Source organism: Psychroserpens citreus (assembly GCF_055686305.1).
Window position 1 is genome coordinate 3,350,730 of the sequence record NZ_CM145999.1, and the last position, 17,529, is coordinate 3,368,258.

Annotated in this window: 17 protein-coding genes; 12 read left to right on the forward strand and 5 right to left on the reverse strand. The window is 32.6% G+C overall.

Translation table 11 applies throughout. From position 1 onward, the window contains the following. The first annotated feature begins 75 nt into the window (after nt 1–75). Entirely contained in the window at nt 76–1,554 is a 1,479-nt protein-coding gene (locus tag ACTU6T_RS14940; RefSeq protein WP_460218999.1) for a carboxypeptidase-like regulatory domain-containing protein, read from the forward strand. A gap of 59 nt (nt 1,555–1,613) precedes the next feature. On the opposite strand, the gene ACTU6T_RS14945 is transcribed toward ACTU6T_RS14940, so the two are convergent. After that, on the reverse strand, nt 1,614–1,967 hold the full coding sequence (locus tag ACTU6T_RS14945; RefSeq protein WP_460219000.1) for a 4Fe-4S dicluster domain-containing protein: 354 nt from the start codon (nt 1,965–1,967) through the stop codon (nt 1,614–1,616). 76 nt (nt 1,968–2,043) lie between these two features. Between ACTU6T_RS14945 and ACTU6T_RS14950 the strand changes: the two genes are divergently transcribed. The 8 genes from ACTU6T_RS14950 (at nt 2,044) to ACTU6T_RS14985 (ending at nt 9,808) form a co-directional block, all read left to right on the forward strand. Further along, nucleotides 2,044–3,105, forward strand: a complete 1,062-nt coding sequence (locus ACTU6T_RS14950; protein ID WP_460219001.1) for an acyl-CoA reductase — start codon at nt 2,044–2,046, stop codon at nt 3,103–3,105. A 129-nt stretch (nt 3,106–3,234) separates the two neighbouring features. Beyond that, nucleotides 3,235–4,296: a 3-phosphoserine/phosphohydroxythreonine transaminase gene (serC, locus tag ACTU6T_RS14955; protein ID WP_460219002.1), complete on the forward strand. Its 1,062-nt coding sequence runs from the start codon at nt 3,235–3,237 to the stop codon at nt 4,294–4,296. A gap of 10 nt (nt 4,297–4,306) precedes the next feature. Continuing rightward, nucleotides 4,307–5,257 carry a D-2-hydroxyacid dehydrogenase gene (locus ACTU6T_RS14960; RefSeq protein ID WP_460219003.1) on the forward strand — a complete coding sequence of 317 codons (951 nt, stop codon included), beginning with the start codon at nt 4,307–4,309 and terminating at the stop codon, nt 5,255–5,257. A 110-nt stretch (nt 5,258–5,367) separates the two neighbouring features. Next, nucleotides 5,368–6,009, forward strand: a complete 642-nt coding sequence (locus ACTU6T_RS14965; RefSeq protein WP_460219004.1) for a DUF937 domain-containing protein — start codon at nt 5,368–5,370, stop codon at nt 6,007–6,009. Between the two features lie 206 nt (nt 6,010–6,215). Next, a complete protein-coding gene (locus tag ACTU6T_RS14970; protein WP_460219005.1) occupies nt 6,216–6,647 on the forward strand; it encodes a DUF6146 family protein in 432 nt (143 codons plus the stop codon). Between the two features lie 27 nt (nt 6,648–6,674). Then, nucleotides 6,675–7,172 (forward strand): DUF6787 family protein, encoded by a 498-nt coding sequence (locus ACTU6T_RS14975; protein ID WP_460219006.1) that lies wholly within the window; start codon nt 6,675–6,677, stop codon nt 7,170–7,172. Then, the gene (locus ACTU6T_RS14980; protein WP_460219007.1) at nt 7,172–7,507 is read left to right on the forward strand and encodes a hypothetical protein; all 336 of its coding nucleotides are present in this window, start codon (nt 7,172–7,174) and stop codon (nt 7,505–7,507) included. Before ACTU6T_RS14975 ends, ACTU6T_RS14980 begins: the two co-directional genes overlap by 1 nt. A 45-nt stretch (nt 7,508–7,552) precedes the next feature. Then, nucleotides 7,553–9,808: a TonB-dependent receptor gene (locus tag ACTU6T_RS14985; protein ID WP_460219008.1), complete on the forward strand. Its 2,256-nt coding sequence runs from the start codon at nt 7,553–7,555 to the stop codon at nt 9,806–9,808. Between the two features lie 59 nt (nt 9,809–9,867). Here ACTU6T_RS14985 and ACTU6T_RS14990 read toward each other — a convergent pair whose 3' ends face one another. Together ACTU6T_RS14990 and folE are read right to left on the reverse strand one after the other, a co-directional pair. Then, on the reverse strand, nt 9,868–10,221 hold the full coding sequence (locus tag ACTU6T_RS14990; protein ID WP_460219009.1) for a hypothetical protein: 354 nt from the start codon (nt 10,219–10,221) through the stop codon (nt 9,868–9,870). Next, the gene (folE, locus tag ACTU6T_RS14995; protein ID WP_460219010.1) at nt 10,205–10,801 is read right to left on the reverse strand and encodes a GTP cyclohydrolase I FolE; all 597 of its coding nucleotides are present in this window, start codon (nt 10,799–10,801) and stop codon (nt 10,205–10,207) included. The genes ACTU6T_RS14990 and folE overlap by 17 nt, the downstream gene beginning before the upstream one ends. A 216-nt stretch (nt 10,802–11,017) precedes the next feature. On the opposite strand from folE, the gene ACTU6T_RS15000 reads away from it, so the two are divergent. Beyond that, on the forward strand, nt 11,018–13,537 hold the full coding sequence (locus ACTU6T_RS15000; protein ID WP_460219011.1) for a DUF5916 domain-containing protein: 2,520 nt from the start codon (nt 11,018–11,020) through the stop codon (nt 13,535–13,537). Nucleotides 13,538–13,586: 49 nt separating this feature from the next. Beyond that, nucleotides 13,587–14,249: an ABC transporter ATP-binding protein gene (locus ACTU6T_RS15005; protein ID WP_460219012.1), complete on the forward strand. Its 663-nt coding sequence runs from the start codon at nt 13,587–13,589 to the stop codon at nt 14,247–14,249. Nucleotide 14,250: 1 nt separating this feature from the next. On the opposite strand, the gene ACTU6T_RS15010 is transcribed toward ACTU6T_RS15005, so the two are convergent. After that, on the reverse strand, nt 14,251–14,715 hold the full coding sequence (locus tag ACTU6T_RS15010; RefSeq protein ID WP_460219013.1) for a hypothetical protein: 465 nt from the start codon (nt 14,713–14,715) through the stop codon (nt 14,251–14,253). A gap of 86 nt (nt 14,716–14,801) precedes the next feature. Between ACTU6T_RS15010 and ACTU6T_RS15015 the strand changes: the two genes are divergently transcribed. Beyond that, a complete protein-coding gene (locus ACTU6T_RS15015) occupies nt 14,802–15,566 on the forward strand; it encodes a TIGR02757 family protein (protein WP_460219014.1) in 765 nt (254 codons plus the stop codon). A gap of 53 nt (nt 15,567–15,619) precedes the next feature. On the opposite strand, the gene ACTU6T_RS15020 is transcribed toward ACTU6T_RS15015, so the two are convergent. Then, a complete protein-coding gene (locus tag ACTU6T_RS15020) occupies nt 15,620–17,512 on the reverse strand; it encodes a M61 family metallopeptidase (protein WP_460220779.1) in 1,893 nt (630 codons plus the stop codon). Nucleotides 17,513–17,529: the final 17 nt, after the last annotated feature.

The window sequence follows — 17,529 nt, forward strand, 5'->3', positions numbered from 1 at the left end:
TTGTTTTAAATAAAATTAGCATCAGTTATCGTAACAAAATTTAACTTCTTTCGTCTCTCTAGTAAACCATCAATCATGAAAAACTATTTTTCTTCAATTCTTTTTTTAATATTCACTTACGCTTCAAATGCACAACAATTAACAGCCACAATTGTTGACAAAGTAACAAATACGCCTATACCTTTTGTAGCCATTCAAACAGCAGAATTCAAAGGTGTCATTTCAAATGAAGAAGGCGTATTTATTATCGACCTAGAAGACGTCGATTCTAATACCATTGAGCTCACATGTTTAGGATATCAAGCTTTAACTTTGAGTATTGAAGCTATTAAGACTTCAAATCATATAATTCAATTGTCTCCTGCTATCAATGAATTAAATACTGTGTATTTAACCAACACAAGACCACATGTAGACTCAATTATTTCACGAGTAAAACGAAACCTAAAAGCAAATTACAAAAATGATACACTAAGCTATAATTTCTTTTATAGAGAAACTGCACATATAGATTTTGACAACCTTAATTTAAAGGTAAAAAAAGCCTCACATTTTAAAAAACGACAATTAGTAGAAGCTAACGAAAGTTTACAAAGCATGGGCGATGAAATTATGAATGGAAATTTTGTACACTTTACTGACTACAGTGGAAATTTGCATGTAAAGACAAGTCAGCAACAAAAGCTAGACATAAAAAAGGCTACAAAAATCATTAACTCAAATAAAGATATTTCATTAGATAATATCCAAGAGAAGGCTCAAAATATTGTTCTAAGGTATTTAGACACTACTCAAACCTATAAATTAAAAACTGGTTTATTTAAAATTGAAGATTCTTTATCACTTGTTGAAGAAGGTGACAAAACTGAAAATCCTAATGAATTTGACACTGAAAATCTAAGAGCAAGCACATCATCAATTCTTAACAAATCTCGTTTAGGAAGTCACAGTATGTTAGAAAAGGTTTTGAACACAGAAAACTACGAATACCAATTGGTAAATGCCAATTTTATTAATGATGAAATGGTGTATTTGATAGCGTTTAAACCAAGACGTTCTCGCGCACAATTTACTGGTAATATCTATGTTTCAGATGATTCGTATGCTATATTGAAATTAGATTATCAATATGCCAAAGGAAAACGTGGCGAAAAAGTCAATCTTAGACTTATATTAGGTGTAAAGTATATTGAAAACGTTAATCAAGGTACAATTATTTATAAAAAAAATAAAAATGTGTTTTACGAACCACGATACATCAAAGCAGAATCTGGAGAATATTTTTACATCCATAGACCTCTTAAATTTATTGAGAATAGCTTTGCAAAAAACAAAACAGCTTTTGATTTTAAAATTGAAGGTCAAACCAAACATCGTGAAGAACTCTTATTTTCAGATGTAAGCTCGTTAGACCTTACTATTTTTGATACGTTGAAAGAGCCAAAAACTGTCACTTTTGAATCTTTAAGAAAGTACGATGCTAATGTTTGGAGCGGACAAGAAACACTCGCACCAACTACAGAGCTTAAAACTTTTGATGCAGAAGATAAGTAATAAAACTAAAAACCCTAAGCCGTAATGCCTAGGGTTAGTTTATAAATTAATTCAACTGATTAATCGTCAGGATGCATAAAACGTTGTTTACCTAAAAGTTCATCGACAGTTTCAACGTTATCCTCATCAGGCACACAACAGTCTACTGGACATACAGCAGCACATTGTGGCTCTTCATGAAATCCTTGGCATTCGGTGCACTTATCTGGAACAATGTAATAGATCTCATCACTAATTGGCTCTTGAGCGTCTTCAGCATCAACAGCATTTCCATTAGGCAATACCACATTTCCTTCTAAACTTGTTCCGTCTTTATATCGCCAATCATCGGCACCTTCGTATATGGCTGTATTTGGGCATTCTGGCTCACATGCGCCACAGTTAATACATTCGTCTGTTATTATAATTGCCATAGTAATTTTTATTTCTAGTTTGCGTAAATTTGCAAATGCAAAAATAAAGCCAAAACATCGTATAACCAAACCCAATATGGATTTACAACAAAGAATTAACGCATTTGTAAAATTAGGAGACTTTTTAAGTCAATTCAATAATGAAGGTATCCAAAAAAAAGACAATATTCCTAATAATGAAATGTTCTTTGATGGCTTTGTACATCAAATTAAAATAGCTCAAGAACACAATGGTTGGTTTACAAAGGAAAATATTTTATTTGCTCTAGAAGGGTGGTCTAACCAATTGAAAAACAAAAACATTAACACTTGGATTTTAAAGTATAAGTTTAATTCAGAATGTTTAAAAACCATAGCCATTATCATGGCTGGCAATATTCCATTAGTTGGATTTCATGACTTCTTATCAGTATTAATTTGTGGTCAAAAAGTTTTAGTTAAACAATCCTCAAACGATAAACATCTATTGCCGTTTTTGGCAAAATATTTAGAGTATGTTGAACCTGAATTTAAAGATAGAATATCATTTACTGAAGAGAAACTGGAAAATTTTGATGCAGTGATTGCAACTGGCAGTGATAATACCGCTCGTTATTTTGAATACTACTTTAAAGACAAACCTTCTATCATTAGAAAAAACCGAAACTCAATCGCTGTATTGACAGGACAAGAAACAGAAGATGAACTTAAAGCGCTTTCAGAAGATATTTTTAGATATTATGGTTTAGGCTGTAGAAATGTATCTAAGTTATTTGTTCCCAAAACCTATAACTTTGATAATTTTTTCAAAGCCATGTATGAATGGAATCCTATCATCAACCAAACAAAGTATGCCAATAACTATGATTACAACAAAACTGTGTATTTGATGAGCGAATTTGACATGTTAGAAAATGGATTCCTTATGATAAAGGAGGACGAGAATTTTGCTTCACCAATAGCTACAGTGTTTTATGAATATTATACTTCCGAAGCAAGTCTTAAAGATATCATTATAAAAAACAAGGAGAATATTCAATGTGTTGTTGCTAATGGATTTTTAAATAACGAAATTAAATTTGGAAACACGCAATTACCAAATTTATGGGATTATGCTGATAACGTCGATACTATTACGTTTTCGTTGAAAATCTGTTAATAAATTATCATATTCTTAATACATTTTTTTACAGAATTTCCCACCTTTGTGGATATTGAAAACCAAAATGGCTTTTGATATTTTTGAAACCCAAATTTGATCTCAAATAACTCTAATAGTATCAAACAGATGAAAAGACATAATTTTAGTGCAGGACCATGTGTTTTGCCAGGAAGTGTACTGCAAAAAGCTTCTGAAGCTGTAATAAATTTTGACAACGGATTATCTCTGCTAGAAATTTCCCACAGGAGTAAGCCTTTTGTAGATATCATGGAGAATGCTAGAGCTTTGGCTTTAGAGCTTTTAGGCTTAGAAGGCAAAGGGTACAAAGCCTTATTCTTACAAGGTGGAGCTAGTACTCAGTTCTTAATGGTAGCCTTAAATATGTTAGAAAAAAGAGCAGGTTATTTAAATACAGGTACTTGGAGTGATAAAGCTATTAAAGAAGCTAAAATCTATGATGATATTTATGAAGTTGCATCATCTAAAGATGCAAATTTCAACTACATCCCTAAGGGTTACGATATTCCTACAGACTATGATTACTTTCACTGCACATCTAACAATACTATTTTCGGAACACAAATGAAAGAGTTTCCTAACTCTCCTATTCCTATGGTCTGTGATATGAGTAGTGATATTTTTTCACGTCAGTTAGACTTTTCAAAATTTGATATCATATATGCTGGCGCTCAAAAAAATATGGGACCAGCAGGGACAACCTTAGTTGTAATCAAAGAAGACGTGCTAGGTAAAGTATCTCGTAAGATTCCATCAATGATGGATTATAAAGTTCATATCGGTAAAAGCAGCATGTTTAATACACCTCCTGTATTTGCTGTTTATACTTCTATGCTAACTCTTGAGTGGCTTAAAAATTTAGGAGGAATATCTGCAATTGAAAAAGAAAATGACAAGAAAGCACAATTGATTTATTCGGAAATTGATCTAAATCCATTATTTAAAGGGTTTTCAACAAAATTAGACCGTTCAACTATGAATGCAACCTTTACTCTAGCTAACGAAGATTTAAAAGAAACCTTTGAAACTATGGTTAAAGAAGCAGGAATCAATGGTTTAAACGGTCATAGAAGTGTTGGTGGATACCGAGCATCTATGTATAATGCATTGTCACTTGAAAGTGTTGGTGTGTTAGTAGATGTTATGAGTGAATTAGAAAGAAAAGCATAAATAAAAATAAATGAAAGTATTAGCAAACGACGGTGTATCTCAAAGCGGAATTGACGCCTTAGAAAAAGCCGGTTTTGAAGTTTTAACAACAACAGTTGCACAAGAGCAATTAGAAAACTTTATTAATGAAAATGAGATTGCTGTGCTTCTGGTACGAAGCGCTACAACAGTTAGAAAAAATATAATTAACAACTGCCCAAGTTTAAAAGTGATTGGACGAGGTGGTGTAGGCATGGATAATATTGACGTAGATTATGCACGAAGCAAGGGTTTACATGTAATAAATACACCTGCTGCATCATCACATTCGGTAGCTGAATTAGTTTTTGGGCATTTTTATGGTTTAGCACGCTTCTTACATAACTCAAATCGCGATATGCCTTTGGAAGGAGATGCTAACTTTAAAGGATTGAAAAAAGCATACGCTAAAGGAACAGAACTAAAAGGTAAAACTTTAGGTGTTTTAGGGTTTGGCAGAATTGGTCAAGCTACCGCAAAAGTTGCCATTGGGGCCGGAATGAAGGTTGTTGCTTTTGACCCATATTTAGAAAAAGCTAATTTAGAGTTAGATTTTTTTGATGGTCAAAAAGTTAATTTTGAAATTAAAACTATTTCAAAAGAAGAGGTTTTAAAGCAATCAGACTTTTTAACACTTCATGTCCCAGCACAAAAAGAATACGTTATAGATGAAGCTGAATTTAATCAAATGAAAGATGGCGTAATTTTAGCAAATGCGGCTCGTGGCGGTGTTATAAATGAAGTAGCCTTAGTTAAAGCTATTGAAAGTGGTAAAGTAGCAAGAGCTGCCCTAGATGTTTTTGAAAAAGAACCAAAGCCTGAAATTCAGCTTTTGATGAATCCAGCATTGTCATTAACCCCTCATACAGGTGCTGCAACTAATGAAGCTCAAGATAGAATTGGAACCGAATTAGCTGATCAAATTATTAGTATTCTAAAATAGTTTTTAGGTCATATGTGACCAAATTAAAAATAATGAGTCCTACATAATGTTAGGACTTTTTTTTGTAAATTACATGTCCAATTTTATATTAATCTTATTTTAAACGAATTATGTCAGGAATTTTAGACTTATTAAACAGCGACCTTGGAAAAACTATTATTAGTGGAGTGTCGGGATCTACAGGAACAGATCAAAACAAAACTAGTAGTGTTTTAACAATGGCTCTGCCAGTATTAATGAAAGCAATGGAGCGAAATGCTTCTACACCTCAAGGTGCAGAAGGATTAATGGGAGCGCTTAGTAACAAACACGATGGTAGCATCTTAGACAACCTTGGTGGATTGTTTGGTGGCGGAGTTGATAAAGAGGTTGTCGATGATGGCGACAAAATTTTAGGCCATGTTCTTGGCAACAAAAGACAGGGAGTTGAAAAAATTATCGGTGAAAAATCAGGATTAGATTTAGGATCTGTTGCAAACATTCTTAAAGTTGCTGCACCAATACTAATGGGAGTATTAGGAAAGCAAACAAGGCAACAAAAGGTTAATTCTTCAAGTGACTTAGGCGGTCTATTAGGTGGGTTACTTGGTGGTAACGAAGCTAAAGAAGAACAAAGTTTCTTAGAAAAAATACTAGATGCAGATGGTGACGGAAGCATGATTGACGATGTTGCAGGAATGGTATTAGGAAACGCAGGTAAGAAAAGTGGAGGTCTAGGAAGTTTATTAGGCGGACTTTTTGGAGGAAAATAATATTTCAAAACCTATATATAGTAAAGCCAAACCCCTGTGTTTGGCTTTTTTAGTATTTAAAATTTAGTTTACTCATTCAAAGGCTATGTTCACTCATTATTAGTATTATCTGTAGACAGCCCTATATACTTTTGAACTAATAATAATCAACAAAATGATTTTCAAAAACTAAAGGAATGATTTTTGTAACTTTAAAACAAAAAGTAATGAAACATTACATCTACTTATTCTTTTTAGCATTAGTTCTAATGAACTGTGGAGCTTCTCAAACAAGTATTGATCGTTCAACTCAAACAGAAACTCCAGAGGAAGACGTTGTTAGAATCGCAAATGATGATATCGAATATGAAATCATAATTATTGAACCAGGATTTAATGCTTGGTTAGCCTCAATTGCGAGACCCGAAGGCTATTACTCGCAGTCTTTTATGGAGGCTAGAAATAATATTTTCGTTCGAGAATGGAACAGTAGAGTTATGCAGGTTAATCAGTTTGACCCTAATTTATATGAAATGCGAATTGATTATCAACCCAATATTAATTATGGTTATGATGTAAACTATAAGTTATATAACTATTTCATATACTTTCAATTAACTTATAATCAAAAATTATCCACTATAATTCCTAGAATTTAGAGTATCTTTGCATGGCAAAATTTTGCTATGTTAAACGACTTCAAAACAAACTGGGATATTCGTCATAATTGGCAACTTATATTTCCTTTACTAGGTCTTGTAGGCCTTATATATAGTGCTTATAAGTTATCATTTGCACTCACCAAATCATACCACACAATCATTACCATTGTTTTAGCTGTATTAATTTTTATTGCATTTTTAAAAATAGCTTTATTCCTTTTTAAAAAATTAGAAAATAAATGGGTTGTTACATATCGATGGGAAATGATTCGCATATTTATTGTGTTTGCTATTACCGGATCATCATCTATGTTCGTTGGTCGACCAATCATTAAGTTACTCGGAATTACTAAAGAAAACCTAAACCCCTTTCTTTATTGGGTTTTATTTATTATCATTGGGCTCATTTTCTATCAAATACTTTTAGTTTCATTTGGTTGGCTTTTTGGACAATTCAAATTTTTCTGGGAATTTGAAAAGAAAATGCTAAAACGCTTTGGATTAGGAAAGTTTATCGATTAATGGCAAAAAAAGATTATCACATATCAAAACGTATAGCTACATTATTGTTAGCTTTCACGTTGCTACTTCCATCTGCAGTAAAACTATCTCATGCCTTAGCACATAATCATGAACATGAAGTTTGTTTAGAAAAAAATCAAACGCATTTTCATAATATAGATTTCGATTGTGATTTTTATAAATTTAAAATTCAAACTGAGAGCACAATTTCTACTACTAATTATGATTTGTTTTCAATTGAAGATAATCATAAATCTACATTTACTTACTATAGTTTTTTAAGTGAGTATCAACGGCTACATTTTTCTCTTCGTGGTCCACCTATTAATAGTTAATTACATCAGATTAAAAAAAAATCTTATTTAACTATTAAACTTAAAATGAAAACAACATACAGTTTAGTAATACTATGCATAATAGTATTACAATCCGTTTACGGACAGCATACATTAAATGGAAAAATTACAGACGCAAAACACCAAGAACCTATAGTATTTGCTAATGTATATTTACCACAACTCGAAAAAGGAACAACTTCTAATGCAAATGGTGAATTTACATTAGACGATATACCTAACGGAAATCATAAAGTCGTAATTTCTTATGTAGGTTACGAAACTTATTTAAAAACCTTAAGCTTCCCAGTTATCGAAACATTGGAAGTCGCACTTCAACCTTCGGCAATTGAAATGGAAGAAATCATCATTTCTACCCCATTTCATAAACTACAAAGTGACAACGTAATGAAAGTAGAACGCCAAAGCGTGAAAGAATTAAAAGCTAAAGGTGCTGTAAATCTTTCCGAAGGAATAACAAATATTGCAGGCGTATCTAGTGTTAGCACAGGTGTTAGTATTGGGAAACCCGTTATTAGAGGTTTAAGTTCAAATCGTGTTTTAGTTTACACTCAAGGTATTAGACTTGAAAATCAGCAATTTGGCGCCGAACATGGTCTTGGTATTAGTGATGCAGGAATAGAAAGTGTAGAAGTTATAAAAGGACCTGCATCACTTCTTTATGGAAGTGACGCACTTGGAGGTGTTTTATATCTCAACCCTGAACGCTTTGTTTCAAAAAACACTTCTGAAGGAAACTTAAGTGCCACTTATTTTTCTAATACACAAGGTTACAATACAAGTGCAGCATTTAAATCTTCTGAATCAAATTTCAAATTTTTATTTCGAGGAAGTGTTGCTGAGCATTCTGATTATGAGACTGACAAATACCGAGTTACAAATTCAAGATTTAGAGAACAAGATTTTAAAGCCGGAGTCGGATACCAGAAAAATAAGTTTAAAACGGAACTCCGCTATAATATAAATCGTTCAAAACTTGGAATCCCAGAAGAGATTGGTGTTCAAAACACCAACACTACCCCCCTAGAACCTTTTCAAGAATTGACCAATCATATATTTAGTTCGAAATCTACAGTATTTTTCAATGATTCTAGCTTAGATATTACCTTGGGGTACATTTACAATGACAGAAAAGAATTCGAAGATCATCATCATGAACACGACAACGATGAAGATCATGATGACGAAGATCATGATGACGAAGATCATGATGAGGAAGATCATGATGAGGATGAAGCTCCAGCCCTTCATATGAAATTAAAAACCTTTAATTATAATGTACAATACAATCTTCCTGACATTGGCCGATTTGAAACAATTATAGGTGTTCAAGGAATGAATCAAATCAACACCAATTATGGAGAGGAACAACTCATACCAAATGCTACAACTAATGATATTGGTGCTTTAGCAACTGCGCATATTCATTTTGAAAAATTAGACATCCAATTAGGAGCTCGTTATGATCATCGCCATATCAATATTGATTCACAAATTGATAAGGATTTTAATAGCTTTAATGGAGCTTTTGGCTTAAAAACTAATGTCTTTGAAAATGTTACTGCTCGTTTAAATTTAGCAACTGGGTTTAGAGCTCCAAATTTAGCCGAATTAGCATCCGATGGTACCCATGAAGGCACTAACCGTTATGAAGTTGGAAATATTAACTTAGATAACGAACAGAACTTTCAAATAGATTTTGGTTTAGAATTTAAAAATGATCATGTGGAAGTATTTGCAAATGCGTTTTATAATAGTATCAATGATTATATCTTCTTAAGCCCAAATGGAGATTTTATAGACGATGACCCTGTTTTCTTATACCTACAAGACAATGCAAGGTTATATGGTGGAGAATTTGGATTTCATTTCCACCCTCATCCTCTAGATTGGTTACATGTAGAATCAAGCTTTGAAACTGTCACAGGACAATTGGATGACGATAGTTATCTTCCATTGATACCAGCAAATACATTAAATAATACCTTAAGAGTAGAGTTTGAAAAAAAATGGCTAAAAAAAGGATATACATTTATAAGATATAGTAATACGTTTGATCAAAACAATGTAAGTGATTTTGAGACTAATACTAATGGCTATAATTTACTAAGTGCTGGATTAGGAGGCACCATTAAAGTCTTTAAAAATAATATGGAAATATCAATTGCCGCAAACAATATTACTAATGAACAGTTTATAAATCATTTATCACGATTAAAATCTGATAGAGTTTTAAATATGGGACGTAATATTAGTGTTGGTCTAAACTACACCTTGTAAAAAAGACTACCACAATTTCGAGCACTATGAATATTTCAATAGTGCTCGAAATGGTAGTTTTAGTTAATATCAATAATGGTGTCACCAGTATTTTTTTCTGAAGAAAACACATAGGTATAAAACCACATTATAGTAAAGGACGGAATAAAGTCTGTTCCAGGAATAATCTCTTCAACAAAAGTAAAGATACCAGCAAGTTTACCCATATTTCCCTTATATAGTTTGGTCATTAAATACCCAGACAATGGTGCCCAAAGCAAATCAATGAATGGAATCACCCCAATAGCATCAAACACAAGGCTAAGTATTAATTTTTTGTTTTTTGAAATCTTTTCTAAATTCATAAGTGTATTATAATTTACTAATTTCAAAGCAAATAGCATTCCAAATAATACATTACGACAATTTTTCACTAATGAGTTTTAAAAACTCGGTTCGTGTTTCCATATTTTTAAAAGCACCTCTAAAACCAGAGGTTGTTGTTGTAGAGTTTTGCTTTTGAACACCACGCATCATCATACACATATGAGACGCTTCAATAACAACGGCAACGCCTTCTGGCTTTAATGTATTGTTAATGCAATCCAAAATTTGTTCTGTTAAACGTTCTTGTACTTGCAATCGTCTAGAAAACACATCAACTATTCTCGGTATTTTACTCAACCCCACAATATACCCATTAGGGATATAAGCTATGTGTGCCTTTCCGAAAAAAGGTAAAATATGATGTTCACAAAGCGAATACAACTCGATATCTTTAACGATAACCATTTCGTTATAAGACTCTTTAAACATGGCACTTTTTAAAATTTGTGCGGCATCTTGGTCATAACCTTGAGTCAAAAATTGCATGGCTTTAGAAGCCCGTTCTGGAGTTTTTTGCAAACCATCCCTAGTTGTATCTTCACCAAGATCTTTAATTATTTGTTCATAACGCTCTTTAACGTCATCTGTAACTTTGATGTTATATTCTTCAAATTTTTGATACGGCATTGTATACTCTTATTAATTTCTTTAAATGTAAGTAAAAAAAATCAGACAAAAATTTTAAGATATTATTATAAAAAGATTAACAATAGCATTTTCATTTTAACGTTTGGTTATGATAAAATGGCATCTATCATGGGTAGATTTGTACACCTAACTGTAACGAATTATTTTTTTTAGTGTCCTTATTATAATCAGTCACTAATCATCAATCAAACTAAAATGAATTTTCGCTTAACATTCATCATTACTTTACTATTGTGCACTTCTATTTATGCACAAGATCCAGAACCTCAAGAGGTTATTGAGAAAAAACAATTGCAAATCAAACGCACCAATTCAGCTCCAAAAATTGACGGAATTTTGGACGACATCGTTTGGAAAGATGCAGATATAGCCACAGGCTTTGTGCAGTTTAGACCAGACATGGGATTAGTTGCTACAGAAGAAAGAAAGACCATTGTTAAAATGGCTTATGACGATACTGGTATTTATGTTGCTGCCTATATGTATGATGACCCAGCACTTATTTCAAAACAGTTTACTAGTCGAGATAATTTTGGACAATCAGATTTTTTTGGGTTAGTTTTAAATCCAAATAATGATGCGCAAAACGACACAGAATTCTTTGTATTTACATCTGGAACCCAAGCTGATGCTGTAGCAAACCCGAGTAATGGTGAAGATTTTGGCTGGAATGCAGTTTGGGATAGCGCTGTAAAAATTAATGATGATGGTTGGGCCGTAGAAATGAAAATTCCTTATCGTGCCTTACGCTTTTCTACAGATGTCGAAACTTGGGGCATCCAGTTTCATAGACGTTTTCAACGTGACAATTCTCAATATACTTGGAATCCTTTTGATATTACAAAAGGTAATATAGGTTTGTATCATGGTGAGTTAAAAGGCATAAAAAATATAGAAGCTCCTGTTCGTCTCAATCTTTATCCATTTGCATCTACTGTGTTTGATAATATGGATAAACCAGATTTTAACTTAGGAATGGATGTTAAATATGGTATTACCGAAAATATCACTTTAGATGCTACATTGATTCCTGATTTTAGTCAAGCTGGATTTGATAATTTAAGTCTAAATCTTGGTCCTTTTGAGCAAACATTTAATGATCAACGTCAGTTTTTTACTGAAGGTGTAGACTTATTTAGTAAAGGAAATTTATTCTTTTCAAGACGTGTTGGTAATGCTCCTACAGGCAATGTTGATTTAGCAGAAAACGAAGAACTTACTGATTACCCTAATGAAGTAAAGGTACTAAACGCAATTAAAGTTTCAGGAAGAACCAAAAAGGGCTTAGGAATTGGTTTTTTTAATGCCATTACAGAAAAAACCGATGCTAGAATTCGAAACCTCGATACAGGTGAATCTAGAACTGAAACTGTAGAACCCTTCACAAACTATAATATTTTAGTGTTAGATCAACAATTTAATGGCAACTCTTCTATAGGTATTGTTAATACTAATGTATTACGTGAAGGTCATTTTAGGGATGCGAATGTTACTGCTCTAGTTGCCAATATTTTTAATAAACGAAATACCTATAATATTAGAGGTGATCTAAAAATGAGTAATCGTAATCTATCAACAGGTGTCGAAACTGGATTAAGTTCATTTTTCTTTATTAGAAAAGCACATGGTAAATTTAGATATAGTTTTGATCATAGTTTTGCCAATGAAAATTACAACATTAATGATCTTGGGCTAAACTTTAGAAACAATTTTAATAATATAGGAGTTGATGCTTCATACCAAATTTTTGAACCTACTGAGAAATTAAATAATTTCAGAATTAATACCTGGTATAATTACAGACGATTATATAGACCTAGTACATTTACTGGTCAAAATGCAGGTATAAATGTCTACGGAAAAACTAAAAAAGAATTGATGGATTTTGGTGGAAATTTAAATTTCCAAATGGGTAAGCAATATGATTATTTTGAACCTCGGGACTTTGAGAATAAGCGATTCTTTATTTATGAAAATAGACTCAATGGAAATGTTTGGATTTCTACAAATTATAACAAACCATTGGCTTTAGACGCCAATATTGGTGGCTCAAAGATATTTGAAGACGGTCGTGACAACACACAATTATGGTTTGGAATTAGTCCAAGAATTCAGTTCAATGATAAATTTTTAGTTTCCTACTCTTTCAACTATCAAAATGAATTAGGAGATCGTGGTTATGCTAACAACTCTAATAGTATTGATGATGAAATTATATTTGGGCAACGAGATCAAAAAACTATAGTGAATAGAGTATCTGCAGGATACAACTTTAATCCGTTTAACTCTTTAAACTTAACCTTTAGAAACTATTGGACAACAGTGAAATATGATGATAATCCATATTTTTTACAGGATAACGGACGATTATTAAAATCAACAAACACATTCGATCAATTAGGACTGGATACATCTGATGTAAATTTTAGCACTTGGAATATCGACCTTAGCTACTCTTGGCAATTTGCTCCAGGAAGCTTCTTGACTGCTTTATACAGAAATCAATTATTCAATTCTGATTCTATGGCAGATGAAAGCTTTTTTGACAGCTTAAATACGTTGTTAGATCAGGATATGCAGCATATTTTATCAATTAGATTACAGTATTTTATTGATTATGGCGGCTTAAAAAACATCTTTAAAAAGAAAAACAATAATATCGATAAACTAAGTAAGTTGTCTGAAAACATGGATCCCAACTCGAATATTCTTTAATTACCATTTTTCATTTTAAAGTAGTATTTTCGAAGTTCATTATAACCAGATGATAACAGCTAAGAATATTCACAAATATTACGGAGATTTACACGTTTTAAAAGGTGTTGATTTAGACATCGAAAAAGGAGAAGTTGTTTCGATTGTTGGTGCATCTGGAGCTGGTAAAACTACTTTACTTCAAATTTTAGGAACCCTAGATCAGGTTGAAAAAAACGCATCAAGCACTTTAATTATCAATAACGAGTCTATTCCTCAATTACATGATAAAGCCTTAGCAAAATTTAGGAATAAACATATAGGATTTATATTTCAGTTTCATCAACTACTACCTGAATTTACTGCATTAGAAAATGTTTGTATTCCGGCATATATCCTAGGAAAATCACAAGCTCAAGCTGAAACTCGCGCTAAAGAATTATTAGATTTTTTAGGATTATCTCATCGCTATAACCATAAGCCCAACGAACTTTCTGGTGGAGAACAACAACGCGTAGCTGTTGCAAGAGCTTTAGTTAACAATCCTGATTTAATATTTGCCGATGAGCCTTCTGGGAATCTAGATAGTGAATCTGCAGAACACCTTCACAACCTATTTTTTAAATTACGAGATGAATTTGGACAAACCTTTGTTATTGTTACTCATAATGAAGATTTAGCGAATATGGCAGATAGAAAATTAACCATGATAGATGGTAAAATTGTTGGATAAGTTATTGTCGTAATTCTACTTGGATTAGGCTTTTAGCTTCTATTTCCACACGTTTTCCAAATGTAAAATCAAAATAATCAGCAAACCCCTTCTCCCCTTTAACCTCAAGCTTTGCTCGTCCAGTTTCTAGTCCGTTTTTATCATAGACCTTGATATAAAGAATATCATTAAAATCTTGATTAAAAATGAGGTATAGCGTTAATAGATTATCATTTCCTCCTGCAGGATTATTAGTAATAGAATACTTACCTGTTTCGAGTCCCTTTTCTAATAATGACTTAGACAATTCAATTCTACATTCTAGACTCCTATCAATACCCTCAGAAATACCTTCAACAAATTCTGCTGCAGATTCTCCAACAATCTCGCCTCCAGCATTAATCGTATCTTGAGTTTTATCTTTAACACGTTGACAGCCATATACTACAAAAAGGGTCAACACAAGAATGTATATTATAGATCTCATAGGTGTGTATTGAATTATAATCAAAAATAATAGTTTCATTGTAATTATATTGAAAGAACTGTAAATTTGTTACTTATCTTTTCAATTTGAATAAAAAAGACCTCAAAGATTTTTTAGACGCCAAAGTCATACAATACAATCATCCCAGATTTATTGAAAGTGACCCTATTCAAGTGCCTCATCAATTTTCAAAAAAGGAAGATATCGAAATCGCTGGATTCTTAACAGCTACCATCGCTTGGGGAAACCGAAAAAGCATTATCAAAAATGCCCATCGTATGATGAATTTACTCGATCAATCTCCTTACGATTATATAATGAATCATCAAGATAAAGACCTAGAGACACTTAAACCCTTTGTTCATAGAACATTTAACGGACAAGATTTTGCTCAGTTTGTAAGAAGCTTACACCATATCTACAAATCACATAACGGACTTGAAGCTGTGTTTTCAAAATATGCTGAAAAGGATTCATTACAATTCGCTATACATCAGTTCAAGACACATTTCTTCGAAATTAATCATCTTGAACGCTCTAAAAAGCATGTTAGTGATCCTTTGAAAAACTCTGCAGCAAAACGGATTAATATGTTTTTAAGATGGATGGTTAGACAAGACCAAAATGGTGTTGATTTTGGAATATGGAAGAGCATCTCCCCTGCTATACTATCATGTCCATTAGATGTGCATTCCGGTAATGTTGCAAGACAACTTAAACTACTTAAACGTAAACAAAATGATGGAAAAGCACTTCTAGAACTTGACAGCTCATTAAGACAGTTTGCTCCTCAAGACCCAGTAAAATATGACTTTGCTTTATTTGGTCTAGGGGTTTTTGAGGGGTTTTAAACCTTAGCAGCTAAACCCATTATTAGCATATAAATTTCTAGAAATTCTTTATTCTATCCCTTAAGCCAAGCTTTTCTAAGCTTAACTTGGCTTTCTGTAGCATTCTCATTTATAGTCAACCCATTAACCTTTGTATATGCAGGAGTGAGATTTGTTTGGATGGCAATTACCTTTCCATCTCTTTCAATAGAAACATGTATTGCATCACCAACTTTCCATCTATACATTTGTTTCATAATTGTATTCACATTTTCAGGAACAACTATAATTCCGTTAACAGATTTTAAAACATCATTGGGTGTAACACCTTGCTCTACCCAAAAACTATTGTCTTTGACAGCATTATTAAAAAAAACATCCCTAGAATCCATGTTGACCTCAAATAACAAACCACTTCCCGACTGCATGTATAAAGCTTCTGTTTCAACATCGGCATAATGCAACCCTACTTTATTAAAAAACACGTCATAATTAATTGGTGTGCCTTCAACTACATGTGTTTTTAAAAATTCGCCAATAGAAGGATATGTCATTGCTGTAATTTCATCAATAAGAGCATCATCTTCAAAAGGTTTTTCTATACCATATTTACTAGATAATTCTTTCATTAATGACAACAAACTTCTACGTCCATCACTTTCCTCACGCATCAAAATATCAATACACATTCCTATTAAAGCCCCTTTTTGATAAACATTGATATATGCGGCAGCATAAGGCTGTTCTAATATGTTTTCACTCATTTCGGTAAAACTCATACTATCATCATATCCTTTAGATATCAAAATCTGTTCATCAATTGTTGTACAATAGGTTTGTATATCTACTAAGCCTTCACATACTTGAAAGTGCTGAGCAAAATATTCAGTAACACCTTCATACATCCAAAGATGTTTCGAAAATGTAGGGTTGTTATAATCAAAATAGTGCACATCTTCTGAATGTACAGTCAATGGAGTTACAATATGAAAAAACTCATGAGAAACAATATCAATAATTAACTTAGCTAGGGCTTCTTTGCTTGCTCCTTCTCGTAACACAACAACTGTAGAAGTATGGTGTTCTAAAGCCCCATAACCTATTGGAGCGTCATCACTTCCATCAGATAAGTACAAGTATATGTCATAACGTTGCGTACTATCTATATCTCCCAAATATCTTTTCTGAGCTTCCATCATAGTGTACACTGTTTCCTTAAGACTATCTGCGGTGTGTTTTTTATTTGGAGAATACACACTTAACACAATGCTTATGTTGCCCACCATAAATTCTTCAACATCTAATTTCCCATACATCATTGGGTTATCTGTAACATCGAAATAACGAGGCGCAAAATATGAGGTTGTTGTTTGTGAGCCATCAGCACTAATAGTACTCTTTATTTGCTGCAAAGCAGAAGTTCGCTCAAAATCTGTAGATGCTGTAATATCTATAGTATACTGAGCATTCTTTAAGACATCAAAATATCCAATAAAACCATGCAAATTTAGCACATAATTATCAGGTTCAATATTAGTTCCTCCAGGAGAAAATGGTGCATTACCTTCTCTAAAATTATTGCTCTTTTCTTCGTCAAAAGTATCATTCACCAAATAGGTAATCTTGTCCAATTGAGTTGCGTTTTTTATACGCCATGAATTGGCATCAATTTTATCTACTGCCATTTCATTACCTTCATAATCAAAGGCTTTAAAATCATCAATATATCTTCCAAAATCATCAACTTCGTAAGACCCTTGAATCACGCGAGGCAATCTATATATTACGATGTGCTTTTTAAAACGACCTGGATCTATACTCACTGGAGCTTTATCATTGACAATTGCAGACAAATTAATTTTTGTCACAATTGGATTTGTAGTTGCTAAATCATCAATACTATCTTTAGAAGAACCACACGCCACTAATAAAACACTTAGCAAAATAATAGATATAATACGTGTCATCATAATTAATTAAAGGG

Excerpts from the sequence above, each read along its gene's own strand:
- ACTU6T_RS14940 (WP_460218999.1), top strand. The coding sequence starts at position 76 with ATGAAAAACTATTTTTCTTCAATTCTTTTTTTAATATTCACTTACGCT.
- ACTU6T_RS14945 (WP_460219000.1), bottom strand. The coding sequence starts at position 1,967 with ATGGCAATTATAATAACAGACGAATGTATTAACTGTGGCGCATGTGAG.
- ACTU6T_RS14950 (WP_460219001.1), top strand. The coding sequence starts at position 2,044 with ATGGATTTACAACAAAGAATTAACGCATTTGTAAAATTAGGAGACTTT.
- serC (WP_460219002.1), top strand. The coding sequence starts at position 3,235 with ATGAAAAGACATAATTTTAGTGCAGGACCATGTGTTTTGCCAGGAAGT.
- ACTU6T_RS14960 (WP_460219003.1), top strand. The coding sequence starts at position 4,307 with ATGAAAGTATTAGCAAACGACGGTGTATCTCAAAGCGGAATTGACGCC.
- ACTU6T_RS14965 (WP_460219004.1), top strand. The coding sequence starts at position 5,368 with ATGTCAGGAATTTTAGACTTATTAAACAGCGACCTTGGAAAAACTATT.
- ACTU6T_RS14970 (WP_460219005.1), top strand. The coding sequence starts at position 6,216 with ATGAAACATTACATCTACTTATTCTTTTTAGCATTAGTTCTAATGAAC.
- ACTU6T_RS14975 (WP_460219006.1), top strand. The coding sequence starts at position 6,675 with ATGTTAAACGACTTCAAAACAAACTGGGATATTCGTCATAATTGGCAA.
- ACTU6T_RS14980 (WP_460219007.1), top strand. The coding sequence starts at position 7,172 with ATGGCAAAAAAAGATTATCACATATCAAAACGTATAGCTACATTATTG.
- ACTU6T_RS14985 (WP_460219008.1), top strand. The coding sequence starts at position 7,553 with ATGAAAACAACATACAGTTTAGTAATACTATGCATAATAGTATTACAA.
- folE (WP_460219010.1), bottom strand. The coding sequence starts at position 10,801 with ATGCCGTATCAAAAATTTGAAGAATATAACATCAAAGTTACAGATGAC.
- ACTU6T_RS15000 (WP_460219011.1), top strand. The coding sequence starts at position 11,018 with ATGAATTTTCGCTTAACATTCATCATTACTTTACTATTGTGCACTTCT.
- ACTU6T_RS15005 (WP_460219012.1), top strand. The coding sequence starts at position 13,587 with ATGATAACAGCTAAGAATATTCACAAATATTACGGAGATTTACACGTT.
- ACTU6T_RS15010 (WP_460219013.1), bottom strand. The coding sequence starts at position 14,715 with ATGAGATCTATAATATACATTCTTGTGTTGACCCTTTTTGTAGTATAT.
- ACTU6T_RS15020 (WP_460220779.1), bottom strand. The coding sequence starts at position 17,512 with ATGACACGTATTATATCTATTATTTTGCTAAGTGTTTTATTAGTGGCG.